The organism is Geodermatophilus sp. SYSU D01105, assembly GCF_054050095.1.
Genome location: NZ_JBJGYR010000029.1, coordinates 33,635 through 51,701 on the forward strand (window position 1 = coordinate 33,635; position 18,067 = coordinate 51,701).

General features: G+C 73.9%; 19 protein-coding genes. 7 read left to right on the top strand and 12 right to left on the bottom strand.

What is annotated here, in order from left to right; genetic code table 11:
* Positions 1-46: 46 nt before the first annotated feature.
* The gene (locus ACI79I_RS21685; RefSeq protein ID WP_456994394.1) at positions 47-811 is read right to left on the bottom strand and encodes a DUF2470 domain-containing protein; all 765 of its coding nucleotides are present in this window, start codon (positions 809-811) and stop codon (positions 47-49) included.
* Positions 812-881: 70 nt separating this feature from the next.
* Here ACI79I_RS21685 and rpsD point away from each other — a divergent pair, with 70 nt between their 5' ends.
* A complete protein-coding gene (gene rpsD / locus ACI79I_RS21690; protein WP_456994395.1) occupies positions 882-1,484 on the top strand; it encodes a 30S ribosomal protein S4 in 603 nt (200 codons plus the stop codon).
* 74 nt (positions 1,485-1,558) lie between these two features.
* Here the strand turns inward: rpsD and pcaD are convergent, their stop codons facing one another.
* The 7 genes from pcaD to ACI79I_RS21725 all read right to left on the bottom strand — a co-directional run bounded on the left by pcaD (position 1,559) and on the right by ACI79I_RS21725 (position 7,473).
* Positions 1,559-2,317 (bottom strand): 3-oxoadipate enol-lactonase, encoded by a 759-nt coding sequence (gene pcaD, locus ACI79I_RS21695; protein WP_456994396.1) that lies wholly within the window; start codon positions 2,315-2,317, stop codon positions 1,559-1,561.
* Complete coding sequence (locus ACI79I_RS21700) at positions 2,318-2,806, bottom strand: nuclear transport factor 2 family protein (protein WP_456994397.1); 489 nt, start codon at positions 2,804-2,806, stop codon at positions 2,318-2,320.
* Positions 2,803-3,090 (bottom strand): muconolactone Delta-isomerase, encoded by a 288-nt coding sequence (gene catC, locus ACI79I_RS21705; RefSeq protein WP_456994398.1) that lies wholly within the window; start codon positions 3,088-3,090, stop codon positions 2,803-2,805. Before catC ends, ACI79I_RS21700 begins: the two co-directional genes overlap by 4 nt.
* A 2-nt stretch (positions 3,091-3,092) precedes the next feature.
* Positions 3,093-4,214 carry a muconate/chloromuconate family cycloisomerase gene (locus tag ACI79I_RS21710; protein WP_456994399.1) on the bottom strand — a complete coding sequence of 374 codons (1,122 nt, stop codon included), beginning with the start codon at positions 4,212-4,214 and terminating at the stop codon, positions 3,093-3,095.
* Positions 4,215-4,285: 71 nt separating this feature from the next.
* Entirely contained in the window at positions 4,286-5,146 is an 861-nt protein-coding gene (gene catA / locus ACI79I_RS21715; RefSeq protein WP_456994400.1) for a catechol 1,2-dioxygenase, read from the bottom strand.
* Between the two features lie 67 nt (positions 5,147-5,213).
* Positions 5,214-6,806, bottom strand: coding sequence for a 4-hydroxyphenylacetate 3-hydroxylase N-terminal domain-containing protein (locus ACI79I_RS21720; RefSeq protein WP_456994401.1), 1,593 nt, complete (start codon positions 6,804-6,806; stop codon positions 5,214-5,216).
* A 94-nt stretch (positions 6,807-6,900) separates the two neighbouring features.
* Entirely contained in the window at positions 6,901-7,473 is a 573-nt protein-coding gene (locus ACI79I_RS21725; protein WP_456994402.1) for a flavin reductase family protein, read from the bottom strand.
* A 112-nt stretch (positions 7,474-7,585) separates the two neighbouring features.
* Between ACI79I_RS21725 and ACI79I_RS21730 the strand changes: the two genes are divergently transcribed.
* Together ACI79I_RS21730 and ACI79I_RS21735 are read left to right on the top strand one after the other, a co-directional pair.
* Positions 7,586-8,377, top strand: coding sequence for an IclR family transcriptional regulator domain-containing protein (locus ACI79I_RS21730; protein ID WP_456994403.1), 792 nt, complete (start codon positions 7,586-7,588; stop codon positions 8,375-8,377).
* Positions 8,378-8,381: 4 nt separating this feature from the next.
* On the top strand, positions 8,382-8,918 hold the full coding sequence (locus tag ACI79I_RS21735; RefSeq protein ID WP_456994404.1) for an RNA 2'-phosphotransferase: 537 nt from the start codon (positions 8,382-8,384) through the stop codon (positions 8,916-8,918).
* Here the strand turns inward: ACI79I_RS21735 and ACI79I_RS21740 are convergent.
* The gene (locus ACI79I_RS21740) at positions 8,894-9,991 is read right to left on the bottom strand and encodes a PP2C family protein-serine/threonine phosphatase (RefSeq protein WP_456994405.1); all 1,098 of its coding nucleotides are present in this window, start codon (positions 9,989-9,991) and stop codon (positions 8,894-8,896) included. The genes ACI79I_RS21735 and ACI79I_RS21740 overlap by 25 nt on opposite strands.
* 137 nt (positions 9,992-10,128) lie before the next feature.
* Here ACI79I_RS21740 and ACI79I_RS21745 point away from each other — a divergent pair, with 137 nt between their 5' ends.
* Both ACI79I_RS21745 and ACI79I_RS21750 read left to right on the top strand, forming a co-directional pair.
* Positions 10,129-10,920 carry an SDR family NAD(P)-dependent oxidoreductase gene (locus ACI79I_RS21745; RefSeq protein ID WP_456994406.1) on the top strand — a complete coding sequence of 264 codons (792 nt, stop codon included), beginning with the start codon at positions 10,129-10,131 and terminating at the stop codon, positions 10,918-10,920.
* A gap of 53 nt (positions 10,921-10,973) precedes the next feature.
* On the top strand, positions 10,974-11,261 hold the full coding sequence (locus ACI79I_RS21750; protein ID WP_456994407.1) for a Dabb family protein: 288 nt from the start codon (positions 10,974-10,976) through the stop codon (positions 11,259-11,261).
* Positions 11,262-11,397: 136 nt separating this feature from the next.
* Here the strand turns inward: ACI79I_RS21750 and bar are convergent, their stop codons facing one another.
* From bar to ACI79I_RS21765, 3 genes are read right to left on the bottom strand one after another with little or no spacing between them, the layout of a single operon-like run.
* Positions 11,398-12,501: a barbiturase gene (gene bar, locus ACI79I_RS21755; RefSeq protein WP_456994408.1), complete on the bottom strand. Its 1,104-nt coding sequence runs from the start codon at positions 12,499-12,501 to the stop codon at positions 11,398-11,400.
* A gap of 4 nt (positions 12,502-12,505) precedes the next feature.
* Positions 12,506-13,477 carry a carbamate kinase gene (gene arcC, locus ACI79I_RS21760; RefSeq protein ID WP_456994409.1) on the bottom strand — a complete coding sequence of 324 codons (972 nt, stop codon included), beginning with the start codon at positions 13,475-13,477 and terminating at the stop codon, positions 12,506-12,508.
* A 58-nt stretch (positions 13,478-13,535) separates the two neighbouring features.
* The gene (locus tag ACI79I_RS21765) at positions 13,536-14,354 is read right to left on the bottom strand and encodes a PHP domain-containing protein (protein WP_456994410.1); all 819 of its coding nucleotides are present in this window, start codon (positions 14,352-14,354) and stop codon (positions 13,536-13,538) included.
* Between the two features lie 81 nt (positions 14,355-14,435).
* Between ACI79I_RS21765 and ACI79I_RS21770 the strand changes: the two genes are divergently transcribed.
* The gene (locus ACI79I_RS21770) at positions 14,436-16,655 is read left to right on the top strand and encodes a DEAD/DEAH box helicase (RefSeq protein WP_456994411.1); all 2,220 of its coding nucleotides are present in this window, start codon (positions 14,436-14,438) and stop codon (positions 16,653-16,655) included.
* An 87-nt stretch (positions 16,656-16,742) separates the two neighbouring features.
* Positions 16,743-17,366 (top strand): alpha-ketoglutarate-dependent dioxygenase AlkB, encoded by a 624-nt coding sequence (locus ACI79I_RS21775; protein WP_456994412.1) that lies wholly within the window; start codon positions 16,743-16,745, stop codon positions 17,364-17,366.
* The last annotated feature ends 701 nt before the right edge of the window (positions 17,367-18,067 follow it).

Genomic DNA, 18,067 nt, shown 5'->3' on the forward strand with positions numbered 1-18,067 from the left:
CCCGACGGTCACTCGCGGTCGCGGGGCAGGAGCGTGGCCCGGACGGTCAGTCGCGGGCGCAGGCCAGCAGGGTGGCGACGGCCCCCGGGAACTCCCCGGGGCCGCTCAGCGGCGCGCGGAACGGCGTCCGCAGGTCGTAGCACCCGCGGCGGTGCTCGACGCGGAAGAGGATGCCGAACCGGTCGACGCCGAGCAGGTGGACGTCGTCGTCGCCGGTCCACGCCCGGACCCGGGCGCACAGCTCGGCCAGCGGGCCCGCGGAGTCGGCCAGCAGCTCGTCCTCGGCAGCGCCCAGCGGATCGGGCCGGGCGGCCGCGTACTCCTCGGGCGTGACCTCGGTGCACCCGCCCCCCTCGTGCAGCAGGACCTCCGCGAGGTCGAGCCGCAGCAGCACGGCCGACAGCCCCACGTCGAGCAGGACGTCGGCCGGGCTGACCTCGGCGAAGGCGAGCACCAGGTCGGGCTCCTCGCGGGCCGGGACCGGGGTGAGCCACCCGGCCAGCTCCAGCCGAGCCCGGAGCGGGTTGCGCAGCGGCAGGGCCGCGCGGGCGGTCACCGTCACGCGGGCGGGCAGGTCGCCCTCGGGTGCGCGGTGCACCGCCTCGGCCAGGCCGCCCGCGCGGGGCACCACCACGAGCACCTCGCCGTCGGCGGTGGTGGTCGCGGCCAGCAGTCGGCTGGTGCCCAGCCCGAGGGCGGTGATCGAGGCGGCGGGCCGGGTGACGACCGTGCGGGCCCGCTCGGCGGCGGTGGCCGTGCCGGCGGCGGAGTCGCGGGCGGCGGAGGGCGGGGTCGGGTGGCCGGAGGTCATGGCATCCCTCGGGGTCGACGGCGGGGTGCTCCAGAGGAGTAAGGTGAGCCTAACCAAACCAGGAGGTCCCGTGAACACCCCGCGCCCCAAGGTCCGGCTCAGCCGCGCGCTGGGCATCCCGCTGACGCCGAAGTCGGTCGCCTACTTCGAGCGCCGCCCGTACCCGCCGGGTGAGCACGGCCGCAAGCGGAAGACCACCAGCGACTACAAGACCCGGTTGCTCGAGAAGCAGCGGCTGCGCGCCCAGTACGACATCAGCGAGACCCAGCTGCGGGCGGCGTTCGACCGGGCCAAGCGCGCCGGCGGCAAGACCGGCGAGGCGCTGATCCAGGACCTCGAGTCGCGCCTGGACGCCACCGTCCTCCGCGCCGGCTTCGCGCGGACCATCTACCAGGCCCGCCAGTTCGTCACCCACCAGCACGTGCTGGTCAACGGCAGGCGCGTCGACCGCCCCTCGTACCGGCTCGAGCCCGGCGACCTCATCCAGGTCGCCGAGAAGTCGAAGACGAAGGAGCCCTTCCTCGTCGCCGCCTCCGGAGCCCATGCCCAGGCTCCGGAGTACCTCGAGGTCCGGCTGGCCGACCTGGTCGCCCGCGTGGAGCGGACGCCGGCCCGCGACGAGGTCCCGGTGCTCTGCGAGGAGCAGCTCGTCGTGGAGTACTACTCCCGCTGACCGACGCGCGAGATCTGCACAGTGGTGCTCATCAGCCGCCCGATGGCGACCACTGTGCAGATCTCGCCGACAACTCAGGTCAGGTGGCGGGCCAGCGCGGCGTTCACCGTCTCCGGGTCGGTGGCGTTGGGCAGGTGCGCCGCCCCGGGGACGACGACGAACTCCGCGCCGATGCCGTCGGCGATGACCCGCACCATCTCCGGCGGGGTGGCCGGGTCCTCAGCGCCGGCCAGCACGATCGTCGGCGTTGCGATCTCGCCCAGCCGGTCGCGGACGTCGAACGCGCCGATCGCCTCGCAGCAGGCGGCGTAGCCCTCGCGCGGGGTGTCGCGCAGCATCTTCAGCAGCCGCAGGGCCTCGTCGGGGTGCTGTTCGGCCCAGGCGGCCGTGAACCACGTGCCGGTCCGGGACCCGACCAGCGCCTCCGTGCCCTGCTCGCGCACCTGCTGGGCTCGGGCCGTCCACGAGGGCGGGTCGGCGAACTGCGCGGCCGAGGCGATGACCGCCAGCTTCTCCAGCCGCTCGGGCACGGTGAGGGCCAGCTGTTGGCCGATCGCCCCGCCGATCGAGACCCCGGCGTAAGAGAAGCGCTCGATCCCGAGCCGGTCGAGCAGGGCGAGCACGTCGGCGGCGAGGTCGGCCATCGTGCACGGCCCGGGGACCACCTCCGAGCCGCCGTGCCCGCGCAGGTCGTAGCGCACCACGCGGAAGCGGTCGGCGAACGCCTCGGCCTGGGCGTCGAACAGCCCGGTGTCGGTCCCGAGGGAGGGGCCGAGCACGAGGACCGGCGCCCCCTCCTGGCCTTCGTCGATGCAGTGCAGGCGTGCGGTCATCTACAGAGCTCTCCCGGGGACGGCGGCGCTGCGGGCCGCCTCGAGGGTGAAACGGTGCTGGTCCCATCCAACCGCCAGCGGTGCCCAGTAGGAGAACCGGACCTGCTTGACCCGGTAGCGCCACCCCTCCCCGGTGCGGACCAGATCGTCGGCGTACCGACCGGCCGCGACGTGCGGCACGCCGTCGACGACGCACGGCTGCCACAGCAGCGAGCGCACCGCGGCGGTGTCGCCGTCCACCGCGACCTCGAGGTTGGACACGTGGTGCCAGAAGGCGGTCAGCCCGCCGCCGGCCAGCCCCGAGAAGAAGGCGAGCAGGTCGTCGCGGCCCTGCACCCGGGACAACCCGTCGAACACGCCGTCCGGGGTGAACAGCCCGACCAGCGCCGGCCAGTCGCCGTCGTCGAGCAGCCGGCAGTAGGCGGCGTCGAGGCCCCGGATCGACTCGGCGTCCTCGAGTCGCCGCAGCCGCTCCTCGACCGACGTCACGGGTTGGCCGACAGTGCCGAGGGGTGCTGGGTCAGCGGCGTCACCGCGATGGTCATGAACGGGAACAGCGGCAGGTTCCAGAGGATCTCGTGCAGCTCGTCGGAGCTGTCGACGTCGAAGACACTGATGTTGCTGTACTGGCCGACCACCCGCCACAGGTGCACCCAGGTGCCCGTGCGCTGCAGCTCCAGGGCGCGGGCCTTCTCCCGGGCCAGCAGGTCGGTGCGCTCGGCGGGGTCGAGGTCGCGTGGGACGGCGACGTCCATGCGGACGTGGAACAGCATGCTCAGCTCCTCCTGAAGCGGGCGACGGCGGCCGGGTCGAGCTCCACGCCCAGCCCCGGGCCCTCGGGCAGGTGCAGGTGACCGTCGGCGTAGCGCAGCGGCTCGGTCAGCAGCTCCTCGCGCATGAGCAGCGGGCCGAACAGCTCGCTGCCGTACGTGACGCCCGGCATCGCGCAGGCCAGGTGCAGCGAGGCCGCGGTGCCGATCGGGCCCTCGATCGACGTCCCGCCGTGGCAGGGGACGCCGGCCGCGGCCGCGACGTCGGCGATCTGGCGGGTGTACCGCAGCCCGCCGGACTTGGTGGTCTTGAGGGAGAAGACGTCGGCGGCCCGCAGCCGCACCAACCGCAGCGCGTCCGACGGAGTCCGCAGGCTCTCGTCGGCCATCACCGGGATCGGCAGCGCCGCGTTGATCTCGGCCAGCCACTCCACCTCGGCGCCGGGCACCGGCTGCTCGACGAGGTCCACACCGGCCTCGGCCAGCCGCAGCAGCCAGCGCAGCGAGGTCATCAGGTCCCACCGGGCGTTCACGTCGACCCGCACGCTGGCCTCGCCGGCCAGCTTCGAGGCGATCTCGGTGACGCGGGCGACGTCGTCCTCGGGCTCCTGGGCGCCCATCTTGAGCTTGAAGCTGGTGTGCAGCCCGGCGGCGAGCTTGGCCTGGGCCTCCTCGACCACCTCGGCGGCGGACTCGGTGCCCAGCGCCCAGGTGACCGGGATCGACGTCCGGGCAAGGCCGCCCAACAGGGTGTGCACGGGGACGCCGAGGCTGCGGGCCCACGCGTCGTGCAGCGCCACCTCCACGGCGGCCTTGGCGTAGAGGTTGGCGTTGACGACGTCGTTGACCGCCTGCTGGATGCCGGCGATGTCGTCGACCCGGCGGCCGAGCAGCAGCGGGGTCACGTACCGCTCGATGACCAGCTGCATGGTCTCCACCGACTCGCCGCCCCACCACGGCCCGCCGGGGACGACGCCCTCGCCCACGCCGCGCGCGCCGCCGCGGGTGGTCACGGTGACCAGCAGGACCGGCTGCGCGTCCATGCCGGTCCGCGCGAAGCGGTGGGCACGGCGCAGGGGGACGTCGAGGACCACCGTCTCGACGCGCTCGATGGTCAGGTCGCTCATGGTCTTTCCCTCCGCGGAGCGGCCGTCCTCCCCGCCCGGGCGTGCCGGGGCGGGGAGGACGGGATCGGGTCTCAGGCCGGCTCGAGGACGAAGTCGTAGGTGACCGCCCGGGTGCCGTCGCCCTGGTCCTGCGGGTCGAGGATCAGCTCGGGCTTGGTCGCCTCGGCCACGTCGCTGTCGACCCACTCGCCGCCGGCGAAGTACAGCTGGGTGGTGATCGTGCGGTGGCCGGGCGCCCGCACCAGCAGGTGCAGGTGGGCCGGGCGCCACGGGTGCCAGCCGGCGGCGGTGATCAGCTTGCCGGTGGGGCCGTCGGTGGGGATCTGGTAGGGCGCGGGCTGGATGGTCCGGATCTCGAAGCGCCCCTCGTCGTCGGTGACGACGACCCCGCGCAGGTTGCCCTCGGGCAGGTGCGGGGCGAAGCCGGAGTAGTAGCCCTGGTCGTCGGCCTGCCAGATGTCGACCTCGGCGCCGGGCAGCGGGGTGCCGTCGACGTCGCGGACCTGCCCGCTGAACACCAGCGGCGTGCCCACCTCGTCGTCCCGCATGGGCAGGGTGGCCTGCGCCGGCAGCCGCTTCTGGCCGGGCAGGTAGTAGGGGCCGAGGATGCTGCCCTTGGTGCCGGTCTGCGTGCGGGCGGCGACCTCCTCCACGACGTGCTCGACGAAGACGTCGAGGAACAACGGCCACTCGCCGCCCTCGCCCACCTCGATCAGCCAGGCCTTGGCGGCCTGGAACTCCGGATAGGTCACGTCGTGCTCGCGGATGGCCTGGTGCACGCCCTGCAGGACGGCCTTGGCCACGGTGCTGACCCGCTCCGGGGAGACGGTGGCGGCGTCCCCGCCGCGGTACTGCTCGGTGCTCCGGAACGACGCCGTGGCGTTGGCGCCGGAGCCGGCCGCGGTCGGGCTGCTCTGCTCGACGGTGGTCATGGGATCTCTCCTGTCGGTGGTGTGGTGGAGCGGATCCGTCCGCGGAACGCAGCCGGATCCACTCCGGCTAGCGGCGGTTGGCGAAGAAGGAGACGTCGTCGTTGCCGACGAGGTCGGGCACGGTCCAGCCGTCGAGGTCGTACTCGGCGAGGCAGGCCTCGGCGAGGCCCTTCATCGAGCCCGTGGTGCCCTGGGCCTCGGCGGCGAAGAGCAGCTCGGCCTTCACGTTCTCGTGGTTGCCGGAGTAGTTGCGCTCGTAGAGCTCGTGGCGGCCGCCGAACTCGGTGCCGACGGCGTCCCAGAGGGCCTTCATGACCTTGACCCGGTCGACGGCCTCGATGCCGTTGGACCCGCGCACGTACTTGTCCAGGTAGGGGCGGACCTCGGGGGTCTGGAAGTCGATCGCGTGCGAGTTGAGGTAGATCAGCCCGCTGGCGACGTCGGACTCGATGATCTCCTTGACCCGGGGATAGCCCTGGATCATGAACATCCGGTAGGTCAGCCCGTAGTCGAGCTTGGGCAGCGTGGTGCCGCCGACCCACTCGTCGGGGTTGGCGCACATCGCGTCGGTGAGCGCCCAGAAGACGTTGCGCCAGCCGATGACCTCACCCACCCGGGTCTGCACGCCCCGGAAGTCCTTGCTGCCGGTCGCCTCGAGCGCCTTGAGCAGCAGGCCGGCGATGAAGTCCAGCTTGACCGCCAGGCGGGTGCAGCCGTGCAGGGTGAACCGGGGGATGAAGCCGGACACCGGGAAGAAGCCGTTGATCTTCTCGATGTCGCCGTAGAGGAAGACGTTCTCCCACGGCACGAGCACCTTGTCGAAGACGAAGATCGTGTCGTTCTCGTCCATCCGGCTCGACAGCGGGTAGTCGAACGGGCTGCCCATGACCGCGGCCTGCTGGGTGTAGGACGTCCGGCAGATCAGCTTCACGCCCGGCGCGTCCATCGGCACCGTGCAGATGAGCGCGAACTCCTTCTTCTTGATCGGGAGTCCGTAGTGGGCGATGAAGTTGTAGTTGGTGATCGCCGAGCCGGTGGCGACGACCTTGGCGCCGGAGACGATGAGCCCGGCGTCGGTCTCCTTCTCCACCTTCATGAAGACGTCGCCGACCTCGTCCGGTGGGAGGTTGCGGTCGACCGGCGGGTTGATGATCGCGTGGTTCCAGTACAGGACCTTCTCCTGCGACTCCCGGTACCAGCGCTTCGCGTTGTCCTCGAACGGCGCGTAGAACTCGCTGTTGGCGCCCAGGGTGCCGAGGAAGCTGGCCTTGTAGTCCGGTGAGCGGCCCATCCAGCCGTAGGACATCCGGGCCCAGTGGGCGATCGCGTCGCGGTCGCGGACCATGTCCTCGCTCGAGTGCGGCGCACGGAAGAACGGGTGGGTGAAGCCGCCGCTGCCGGTGTCGGTCGGCACGGTCAGGACCTTCTGCTGCTCTGGGTCGTGCAGCGAGTCGTAGAGCCGGGCGGTCATCCGGACCGGGTTGCGGAAGGCCGGGTGCGTGGTGACGTCGGGCACCCGCTCGCCGTAGAGCCAGATCTCCCGTCCGTCGCGGATGCTCTCGATGTACTCGTCGCCGGTCATCGGCCGGGTGGCCGTGGCCTTGCCGGGCTCGGTGGGCGTGCGGGGGCTGACCGTCTCGCGTTCTTGCTCGAGCGTCACAGGGACCCTCCTTCGTCGGTGGAGTCGGGACTGCGGCCGTGCGGTGGAACGGGTGGTGCGGCTGGCCCCGTCCCGAGGAGGGACGGGGCCTTTCTCAGGACGCGGCCCGGGAGGAGTGCGGGTGCAGCGCCGGGAAGGCCGTCGTCGCGTCGAACCAGCCCAACTCGGGGCAGTCGAGGGACCCGCCCCAGTGGACGCCGGTGGCCGGCGCGGCCAGCTCGCGGAACCGGCCGCCGAAGAACAGCAGCGGGTCCGCGTCGGTGACGTCGAGGTCGACCACCTCACCGATCACGATGACGTGGTCGCCGCCGTCGTAGGTCCGCCACGGCCGGCAGGAGATGGTCGCGGCGTTGCCGACGAGCACCGGCGCCGTCGGCCCGTCGGCCCACGCGGGCTCCGGGTCCTGCGGGCGGCCGGCGAAGTGCCACGCGGTGTCCCGCTGGTCGGCGGCGAGGACGTTGACCGCGAACGGCGCGCTCTCGAGGTACCCGCAGGCCTTCGACTGCCGGGTGAGCGTCACCTGGCACAGCGCCGGCTCCAGGGAGACCGCGGTGAACGCGTTGACCGTGGCGCCGTGCGGCACGCCGTCGTCCTTGGCGCAGGTGACGACGGTGACGCCGGTGGCGAACCGCCCGAAGGCGTTGCGGGTGCTGCGCGGGTCGGGCACGGTGCTCCTCCTCGCCGGTTGTACGCTTTGCGTACTCACTGACCGCATGGCGTGCAGGGACTGCGGGTCACGCGGGTCCGTCAACCCCCGCCGTGCACGAAGATGGGTGGCGATGTCCGAGGGCGAGCGCGAGAGCACCAACGGCGACCGCGACCACGTGCAGAGCCTCGAGCGCGGGATCGCGGTGCTGCTGGCCTTCGACGCGGAGCACCCGGAGCCGACGCTGGCCGAGCTGGCGCAGATCACCGGCTTCTCGCGGCCGGCGGTCCGGCGGTTCCTCCTCACCCTCGAGCGGATGGGCTACGTCCGGGGCCGCGGCGGGCGCTGGTCGCTGACCCCGCGGGTGCTCTCCATCGGGCAGCACTACACCGCGTCGCACGCGCTCATCGAGCTGGCCCAGCCGCACCTGCTCCGGCTGGCGGAGGAGACCCACGAGTCGGCCTCGCTGGCCACGCTGGACGGCGACGAGGTCGTCTACGTCGCCCGGGTGCCGGTGCGCCGGATCATGAGCATCAACGTCTCCGTCGGCACGCGGGTCCCCGCCTACGCCACCTCGATGGGCCGCGTGCTGCTGGCCTGGGCGCCGACCGAGGTCGTCGACGCCGCGCTCAACCGCAGGCCGCTGCGGGCCATCACGCCCAACACCGTCACCGACCCCTCGGCGCTGCGTGCCGAGCTCGCGCGGGTGCGCGAGCAGGGCTGGTCGGTCGTGGCCGAGGAGCTGGAGGCCGGGCTGCTGTCGGCCTCGGCGCCGGTCCGCGACCGGTCCGGGCAGGTGGTGGCCGCGCTGGCGTCGTCCACCTCGGTGGGCCGGTCCAGCAAGGGCGAACTGCAACGCACCGTCGTCCCCCTGCTGGTCGAGACCGCCCGCCGGATCACCGCCGACCTGGGTGGGCGGCCGTAGCGGCATGGACCGTCGGGACGTCGTCCGGCTGGGCAAGCGGCTGTCCTACCTCCTGCGGCACGCGCCGGAGAGCGCCGGTCTGGCCCTGGACGCGGCCGGCTGGGCCGACGTCGACCGGCTGCTCGCCGCGCTGGGCGTCGACCACGCGACGCTGGAGCAGGTCGTCGCGACCGACGACAAGCGCCGGTTCGCGTTCGACGACACCGGCACGCGGATCCGCGCCAGCCAGGGTCACAGCGTCGCGGTCGACCTCGGGTACGCGCCGCAGGCCCCGCCGCCGGTGCTGTTCCACGGGACCGTCGCCCGGTTCCTCCCGGCGATCCTGGCCGAGGGGCTGCGACCCGGTCGGCGGCACGCGGTCCACCTGAGTGCGGACGTCGCCACCGCCCGCCGGGTGGGCGGCCGGCGCGGGACGCCGGTCGTCCTGCGGGTGGACGCGGCGGGGCTCGCGGCGGCGGGCGCGCGGTTCACCCGCTCGGCCAACGGCGTCTGGCTGGTCGTCGCCGTCCCGCCCGCCTACCTGGCGTGCGAGGACTCCTGACCGGGCAGCCGGACGGCCAGCAGGGCGACGTCGTCCTCCCGGCTGCCGAGCTCGCCCAGCACGCCGTCGCAGAGCTGCTCCAGCGGCTCGTGGCCGACCCTTTCCAGGGTCGCGACCAGCTCGGTCACCCCGTCGTCCAGGGTCGCCTGCCGGCGCTCCACGAGGCCGTCGGTGTAGAGGACGACGGTGTCCCCGGGACCCATCGGGATCTCGTGGTCGGCGCGCCGGGCCGTGTGGGTGACGCCGAGGAGCGGGTCGGCCGGGCGCTCGAGCAGCTGCACCCGGCCGTCCGCGCGGACGAGGACCGGCGACGGGTGCCCGGCGTTGGACCAGCGCAGCACGGTCGCGCCGTCGGCGCCCGGGTCCAGCGTCGCCACGGCCACGGTGACCAGCGTCCCGACGCGCAGGTCCGCGAACACGGCGTCCAGGGCGGTGAGGACGGCGGCCGGCGAGCCGGGCACGGTCGGGCCGAGGGCGCGCAGCATCCCGCGGGTCTGCGCCATCACCGCCGCGGCCGGTGCGTCGTGGCCCGCGACGTCGCCGATGACCAGCATGGTCCGCCCGTCCCCGAGCCGGAAGGCGTCGTACCAGTCGCCGCCCACCCGGGCGTGCCGGCTGGCCGCCAGGTAACGCACGGCGGTCTGCACGGGTGCCACGTCGGGCGGATCGCCGAGCAGGTGGCGCTGCAGGGTCTCCGCCGTCTCCACGACCGCCTGCGCCGCCGCGGCCTCGGCGCTGAGCCGCGCCAGCTCGGCCTCGCGCCGCAGGCGCAGCGTGCAGGCGCCGACCGCCAGCAGGCTGCCGAGGGCGATCAGCACCAGCCGCACCAGCTGAGCGGGCAGCGCCTCGGCCGTGTACTGCCGGTCGTAGACGCCCAGCGCGGCGGCCAGGCCGAGGGCCAGGACGCCGTAGGCCACGGTGGCCCGCCGGCCGAGCACCGTGGCCGCGACGAGGGGGGCCAGGCCCACGAGCCCCAGGACGACCTGCTCGGGTCCGGCGGCGACGTCGAGCACGGCGACCAGGACCAGGAAGACCGCGGGCAGGGCGCGCTGCACGCGGGCGGACCCGTTCACCTGGCTGCGCTCCCGTCCGGCCCGGCCCCTCCGCCGACTGCCGGCGGCCACCGTAGATCAGGGCACCCACCGCTCCTGGGTGCCGTGCCGCTCGGACGCGGTGGAACACCCGGCTGTCCCGCTGCCTTGCTCCTCGCGTGCAGATCGACCTGAGCGGCCGCAGGACCGTCGTCACCGGTTCCTCGCAGGGCATCGGCCTGGCCATCGCCACCGGACTGGCGCGGGCCGGCGCCGCCGTCGTCCTCACCGGGCGGGACGACGGCAAGCTCGCCGGCGCGGCCGACCGGCTACGGTCCGAGGTCCAGGGGGCCGAGGTCGCCACCGTCGCCGGCGACGTCACGACCCACGAGGGCACGGCCGCGCTGCTGGCCGCGGTCCCGGACGCCGACGTCCTGGTCAACAACCTCGGCGTCTTCGGCGCGCAGCCGGTGCTGGAGATCCCCGACGACGAGTGGCGCCGCTACTTCGAGACCAACGTGCTCACCGCCGTCCGGCTGACCCGCGCGTACCTGCCCGGCATGCGGCAGCGGGGCTGGGGCCGGGTGCAGTACATCGCCAGCGACTCGGCGGTCGTGATCCCGGCGGAGATGGTGCACTACGGCGTCACCAAGACCGCCCTGCTCGCCGTGGCCCGCGGCTTCGCCAAGGAGGCCGCCGGGTCGGGCGTCACGGTCAACTCGGTGATCGCCGGGCCGACCCACACCGGCGGCGTCGAGGACTTCGTGCGCTCCCTCGTCGGCGACCTGCCCTGGGACGAGGCGCAGCGGGAGTTCATGCGCCTGCACCGGCCCAACTCGCTGCTCCAGCGGCTGATCGAGCCCGAGGAGATCGCGAACATGTGCGTCTACCTGGCCTCGCCGCTGGCCTCGGCGACCACCGGGGGCGCCCTGCGGGTCGACGGCGGCTACGTGGACGCGATCCTGCCCTGACCGCGGGCCCGGTCGCCGCCGGGCACGCGGCTGATCTCGCTCAGACTGGAGCGGTGATCCGCAACGTCGTGGTCGGCCGGGTGCGCCCGGGCGTCGACCCCTCGCTCCTCCGGACGGCGCTCGACGCGATCGCCGCCCTGCCCGTCGAGGGCCTGCTCGACGTCCGGCTGGGGGTGGACGCGGGGCTGCGCCGGGGCGCGTGGAGCTCCGCCGTCACCAGCGACCTCGTCGATGCCGAGGCCTACCGCGCCTGCGACGCCGATGCCGAGCACAACCGCGTGCGTCGGGAGCCGTTCGACCCGATCTGCGAGGAGGCCGCGCGGGTGCAGTTCGCGGCGTGAACGCGGCGAGGCGCCGGTCCCGGAGCCCGGGACCGGCGCCTCGTCAGCGGTGGGTCAGGCCTCGTCCACGGCGCGACTCCGCGCCCCGGTCCGCTCCTCGCTCGCAGAGCTCGCTGCGGTGCTCCCGGGGCTGTCGTCACGCACGGACGATGGCGGCGACCGGGCCGCCTCCCGACGGGCCCTGGTGCACGGCGGCGACCGAGACGAACACCGCCGGGTCGCCGGTGACCGAGGCCGTCACGCCGCCGACGGTGGCCTTGATCTGCCGGTGCCAGTGCACGTCGGAGTCGTCGAGCATGGCGTTGCGCCGGCCACGCACCTTGCCGGTCGGGTCGGCCTCGCACTTGAGGAAGACGTTGACCAGCCGGTCGCCGAGGTCGGTGTGGTGCGGACGCTCGGGCAGGTCGAGGCCGGCGTCCCGGATGGCGTTCCAGATGCCGTCCTGGTCCAGGGCGTCCTCCATCACCGAGTGCCCGATGCGGTAGTTGCCGCCGTGCCCGCGGGCGTTGCCGACGACGACGATCTGTGCCTGGTCCAGTTCCACGCCCGACGAGCACGACGCCACCGAGGAGAACAGCGACAGGTCGCGCATGACCTGCTCCTGCGTCGGCATCTCGATCTCGCCGAGCGCGACGGCGATGCCCAGGGCCGTGGTGCCGTTGGACAGGTCCATCGACCCGTGCGGCTCGTCGTAGTAGGTGGTCTGCCCGCGCTCGTGGGCGTCGCGGATCGTCTCGATGGTCAACAGCGGCGTCTTGGTCTGCACGTAGTGGACGTCGGCCGGGTCCTCGATGCCGGCCTCCTTCATCGCCCGGCGCACGCCGTCGGCGACCTTCTCCACCATCGAGATGCGGCCGATGTCCTCGGGCAGCAGCTTCTCGCTCATCGCGAAGCCGACGGTCAGCCGCGGCTCGTCGGTCTTCTCCACGGCGTCCTCGGGCAGGGTCGCGAAGATCGTGGCGTGCGGGCTGATCACGCCGTCGGTGCCGCCGGACCACACGATCGGGATCTGCTTGACCTCCTCGGCCGAGCGGGTCCCCTTCTCCTGCAGCACCTCGCGGAACGCGCGGTCGGCGATGATCCGGGTGTAGTCGTTGACGCCGCCGTTGCCCTCGGTCTTGCCGATCACGGCGACGACCCGGTCGGCCTCGATGACGCCCTCGTCGATGAGCCGAGCCAGCTCGGAGGCGTCACTGACGTTGTGCAGCGGGACCTTGCGGACCTCGATCGGTGCGGGCACGGGATCACTTCTCCTTCGTCGGGGCGAGAGGGTCGTTCTGCAGGACGGTGCCGGCGTCGTCCCCGTGGACGGCGTCGGAGATGTGCTCGAGGCTGGTGATGACGGCGCGCCCGCCGGTCCCCTCGACGAACCGCAGGGCGGCATCGACCTTGGGGCCCATGCTGCCGCGGGCGAACTGCCCGGCCGTGGCGTGCGCGCGCAGCTCCGCGGCGGTCACCCGGCCCAGCGGCCGGGCGTGCGGGGTGCCGAAGTCGACCATCACGTTCGGGACGTCGGTGGCGATGACCAGCGTGTCCGCGCCCAGCTCGGCGGCCAGCAGGGCGGCGGTGAGGTCCTTGTCGATGACCGCCTCGACCCCGCGGAGGGCACCGCCGTCGTCCACCACCGGGATGCCGCCCCCGCCGGCGCAGGCGACGACGAAGCCGGCCCTCGCCAGGGCGGAGATCGCGGGGACGTCGACGACCGACCGCGGCTCCGGGGAGGCGACCACCCGGCGCCAGCCGCGCTCGCCGCGGTCCTCCCAGATCTGCCCGTGCGCGATGAAGGTCTCGGCCTTCTCCCGCGGGAGGAACCGGCCCACCGGCTTCGACGGGTCGCGGAAGTGCGGGTCCTCGGGGTCGACCAGCGTGCGGGTGACCAGGCTCGCGGTCCGCTGGGCGAGGCCACGCGCGGCCAGGGCGGCGTCGAGCTCGTCGGCCAGGGTGAAGCCGATGGTCGCCTGGGTCTGCGCCACGCACCAGTCCAGCGGCACCGGCGGGACCTCGTGCGCCGCGAGCTCGTTCTTGACCAGCAGGTTGCCCACCTGGGGGCCGTTGCCGTGGGTCAGCACGACCTCGACCCCCGTCGCCACGACCTCGGCGACGTGCACCGAGGCGGCCGCCAGCGCCGCCTGCTGGGCGCCGGGCGTGGCCGAGCCGTCCGGGCCGGTCATCGCGTTGCCGCCGAGGGCGATCACGACGCGGCGGGGAGAGGTCACCCGCCGACCCTAGCGGCAGATGCCTTAGCGGTGAAGTACTTGCCGGGACCGGATGGGGTCAGCGGCGCCAGAAGTCGAAGGCGTCCCGGCCGGGGCGGAAGCCGGCGGACTCGACGACGTCCACCGCCAGGTCGAAGTGCTGGCCGACGACGGCCGGCTGGTGGGCGTCGCCGCCGAAGCTGATCGCCTCACCGCCCTCCTCGTGGAACCAGCGCACCTGGTCGACCGAGGCCAGCGGGCTGGTGGTGTTGACCTCCAGTGCCCGGCCGGTCCGCGCCAGCGCGCGGAAGACCGCCCGGTACTCCTCCTCGTAGTCCTTCTCCGAGTAGCGGTCGCTGCCGCCCGGCCAGTACCGGCGGGGGAAGTCGACGTGCGCGAGCACCTGGAAGACGTCGCTGTTCTCCACCATGTCGACGACCTCGGCCAGGTAGCGGCGCATCGTGGTGTCGGGGTCGGGGTAGAGCAGCCGGCCCACGCCGTAGAGCCGGCCGTCCTGGCTGAGCGAGTGCAGCGACCCCAGCACGCGGTCGACCGGGGCGTCGCGCAGGTGGCCGGCGACGCTGGCGGCGAACAGGTGCGGCTCACCGGTCTCCACCCCGGACCAGATGCGCAGCTCGGGGAAGCGTTCCCGGCACTCCTCCAGCTCGGCGAAGTACCCCTCGACGTCGATCGGCAGGTGGCGCGAGGCGTGCCGGTCGACCAGGCCCTCGGCGGTGGCGCGGTCCTCGGGCGACCAGGTGGTGAAGTCCAGGTGCTCGGTGAAGGCGATGGCCGGCAGGCCGCGGGCCACCGCGCGCTCGCAGGCGCGCACCATCGTCGCGGAGTCGGGGGTGTCCCAGGACCAGTGGGTGTGCACGTGGTTGTCCGGCGGTCGCATCGCCTGTGGATCCTCCTCCATCATCCCCAGGATCCGCGCGGCGGCCGGTCCTGTCGCTCCGGGTGCCTAGTGTCGGCGGGCATGAGCACCGCCGCGCCGACGTCCGACCTCGCCGTCGAGGCCCTCGAGGTCCTCCGCGAGCTGACCGGCCGCGCCGACGCCGCGTTCCGCGAGGGGCAGGACGCCGCCGTCGCGGCGCTGGTGGAGCGCTCGGAACGCGCCCTGGTCGTGCAGCGCACCGGCTGGGGCAAGTCGGCGGTCTACTTCGTCTCCACCGCGCTGCTGCGCCGCCGGGGAGCCGGGCCCACGCTGCTGGTCAGCCCGCTGCTGGCGCTCATGCGCGACCAGGTCGCGGCCGCCGCGCGGGCCGGCATCCGCGCGGTGGAGATCTCCAGCGCCAACGCCACGGAGTGGGACGACGTCGCCGCGCGGCTGGCCGCCGACGACGTCGACGTCCTGCTCGTGTCCCCGGAGCGGCTGACCAACCCGCGGTTCCGGGAGGAGCAGCTGCCCGGCCTGGTGGCCCGCTGCGGGCTGCTGGTCGTCGACGAGGCGCACTGCGTGTCCGACTGGGGGCACGACTTCCGGCCGGACTACCGCCGCATCCGCGACCTGCTGGGCACCCTGCCCCCGGGCACGCCGGTGCTGGCCACCACGGCGACCGCCAACGAGCGGGTGGTGGCCGACGTCGCCGAGCAGCTGGGCGCCGGCGGGGTCTCGGTCACCACCGTGCGCGGCCCGCTGGCGCGGGACTCGCTGCGCCTGGGCGTGCTCCGGCTGCCCACCGACCGCGCACGCCTGGCGTGGCTGGCCGCCCACCTCTCCGACCTGCCGGGCAGCGGCATCGTCTACACGCTCACCGTCGCCGCGGCGGAGGAGACCGCCGCCCTGCTCCGCGACGCCGGCCACGAGGTGCGCGCCTACACCGGGCGGCTGGACGACGCCGACCGGCGCGACGCCGAGGAGGCGCTCCGGTCGAACTCCGTCAAGGCGCTGGTCGCCACCTCCGCACTGGGCATGGGCTTCGACAAGCCCGACCTCGGCTTCGTCGTCCACCTGGGCGCCCCGTCCTCCCCGGTCAGCTACTACCAGCAGGTCGGCCGCGCCGGGCGCGCCGTCGAGCACGCCGACGTCCTGCTGCTGCCCGGCCCGGAGGACCTCGCCATCTGGCAGTGGTTCGCCACCTCCTCCATGCCCCGGCAGGACCACGCGGCGGCGGTGCTGTCGGCCATGGCCGACGGGAAGGCGTGGTCGGTGGCCCGGCTGGAGACGGTGGCCGACGTCCGCCGCTCGCGGCTGGAGCTGCTGCTCAAGGTGCTCGCCGTCGACGGCGCCGTGGAGCGGGTGCAGGGCGGCTGGCGGGCCACCGGGCAGCCCTGGGTCTACGACGCCGACCGCTACGCTCGCGTCACCCGCACCCGGGAGGCCGAGCAGCGGGCGATGATCACCTACGCCCGCCCGGTGACCGAGGCCCGGTGCCGGATGGCCTTCCTCCAGGAGGCGCTGGACGACCCGACCGCCGCGCCGTGCGGGCGCTGCGACGTCTGCGCCGGGCCCTGGTACGCCACCGACGTGCCCGAAGCGGCGGCCGAGGCCGCCTCGGCGGCGCTCGACCGCCCCGGTGTCGAGCTCGCGCCGCGGGCGCAGTGGCCGACCGGCGCCGACCGGCTGGGCGTCCCCGTGAAGGGCAAGATCGCCCCGGCCGAGCAGGTCGACCCGGGCCGGGCCGTCGCTCGGCTCACCGACCTCGGCTGGGGGCAGCGGCTGCGCACCCTGCTGGGGGACGACGGCGTGGGTGGCGTCGTCGACCTGGAGGCACCGGGGATCGAGGAGGACCCGGACGCCGCCTTCGACGTCCCGGTGCGGCACTCGGTCGCCGACACCCTCCCGGACGACGAGCTGATCCGCGCCTGCGCCCGCGTGCTCGGCGCCTGGGACTGGGCCGAGCGTCCGGCCGCGGTCGTCGCCGTCCCGTCGCGCCGGCGCCCGCGCCTGGTGACCGGTCTCGCTCAGGGCCTGGCGGGTCTCGGGCGGTTGCCGTACCTCGGTGAGCTCTCCCTCGCGCACGGCGGCCCGACCGGACAGCCCGGCGGGAACAGCGCCTTCCGCCTGGCCGGGGTGTGGCAGCGGATCGTCGTCGGCCCGCAGCTGCGCGAGCAGCTCTCGGCGATGGGACCGGTGCCGGTGCTGCTCGTGGACGATCTGGCCGACTCCCGATGGACCATGACGGTCGCCGGCCGGGAGCTGCGGCTGGCCGGCGCTTCCCGCGTGCTGCCCTTCGCGCTCGCCCTGACCGCCTGAGGGAGGCAGCGCCCCCAGCCGGTCGCCCGGGATCGAGCCGCCCGCGGCATACTCGTACACACGTTCGATCCGGCGTAGCCTGCGCGCATGTCGCTCGCGCACCAACCGTCGATGTGGGACCTCGCCGAGGAGCCGACGCTCGGGCCGCTCGCCGTGACCCGGCACCGGTTGAGCCGCGGCGCGTGGGTCGACCACCTGCCCGGGTGGGTGTCCGGCTCCGACGCGGTCCTCGAGGTGCTGCTCGGGGACATCGGCTGGCGCGCCGACCGTCGGCAGATGTACGAGCGGGAGGTCGCCGTCCCGCGCCTGCTCCGGTGGTACGGCGGCGACGAGGTCCTCCCGCACCCGCTGCTGACCGCGGCCCGGAGCGCACTGGACGCCCACTACGCCGAGGAGCTCGGTGAGCCGTTCGTCACCGCCGGCATGTGCCTGTACCGCGACGGGCGGGACAGCGTGGCCTGGCACGGGGACCGCATCGGCCGCGGTCGCAGCACCGACACGATGGTGGCGATCGTCTCCTTCGGCTCCCCGCGGCCGCTGCTGCTGCGCCCGGTGGGTGGCGGCGAGAGCCTGCGCTTCCCGCTGGGGCACGGCGACCTCGTCGTCATGGGCGGGTCCTGCCAACGGACGTGGGAGCACTGCATCCCGAAGACCGCCAAAGCCGTCGGCCCACGGGTCAGCGTGCAGTTCCGGCCCCGCGGGGTCGCCTGACGCCGTCCACCGACGGCCGCACGCCGGTCACCGGGCGAGAACCGAGACCCACGCCACAGCCGCGGCCGGAAGGCGGCCCGCGGGCACGGCGTTGAGAGGCAACGTCGGGACACCGGGTCCCTCCTCCCGACCGGCGACCCCACCCCTGTCTCCATGACGACGCGGAGCACGGTTGCGGTGGGCGGCCGGCGTGGGGGCCGGGAATCGTGCCCCGGCGGAACGGGAGGCGCGAGCCTCCGCCCCGGGTCCGCCCTCGGGACACGAGGGCCCAGGACCGGGGATCGGCGATCGGCGCCGGCGTTCCACCTCTGTCCAGGCCGGACGGCGACGAGCCGCCCGTGATGGGCGCCGAGGACCTCGGACGACGGGGTCCCCGGAGCCGGGAGAACGGTCGGGGGACCCCCCCCCGTGCACGCCCCCTCAGGGCCGTGTATGGTTCTTCCTGCACCGAGCGAGAACGGACCGGGCCGCCAGCCTGGTAACCGCCAGACGAACCCCGCGGTTTGACTGATGCGGAGCTCGGTGTAAAGTGGAGACACCGCCCCGAACGAAGGCCGAAAAGGCTGGGGTTCGAGCGCGTCCGCTCCTTGAGAACTCAACAGCGTGCCGAAAGTCAGTGCCAAGTAACAACCCCTTTGTGGGTTTCTTTGGGTTGATTGATCGAGAGTGTCAGCTCTCGGTTCTCGCCCGGATTCGAATTC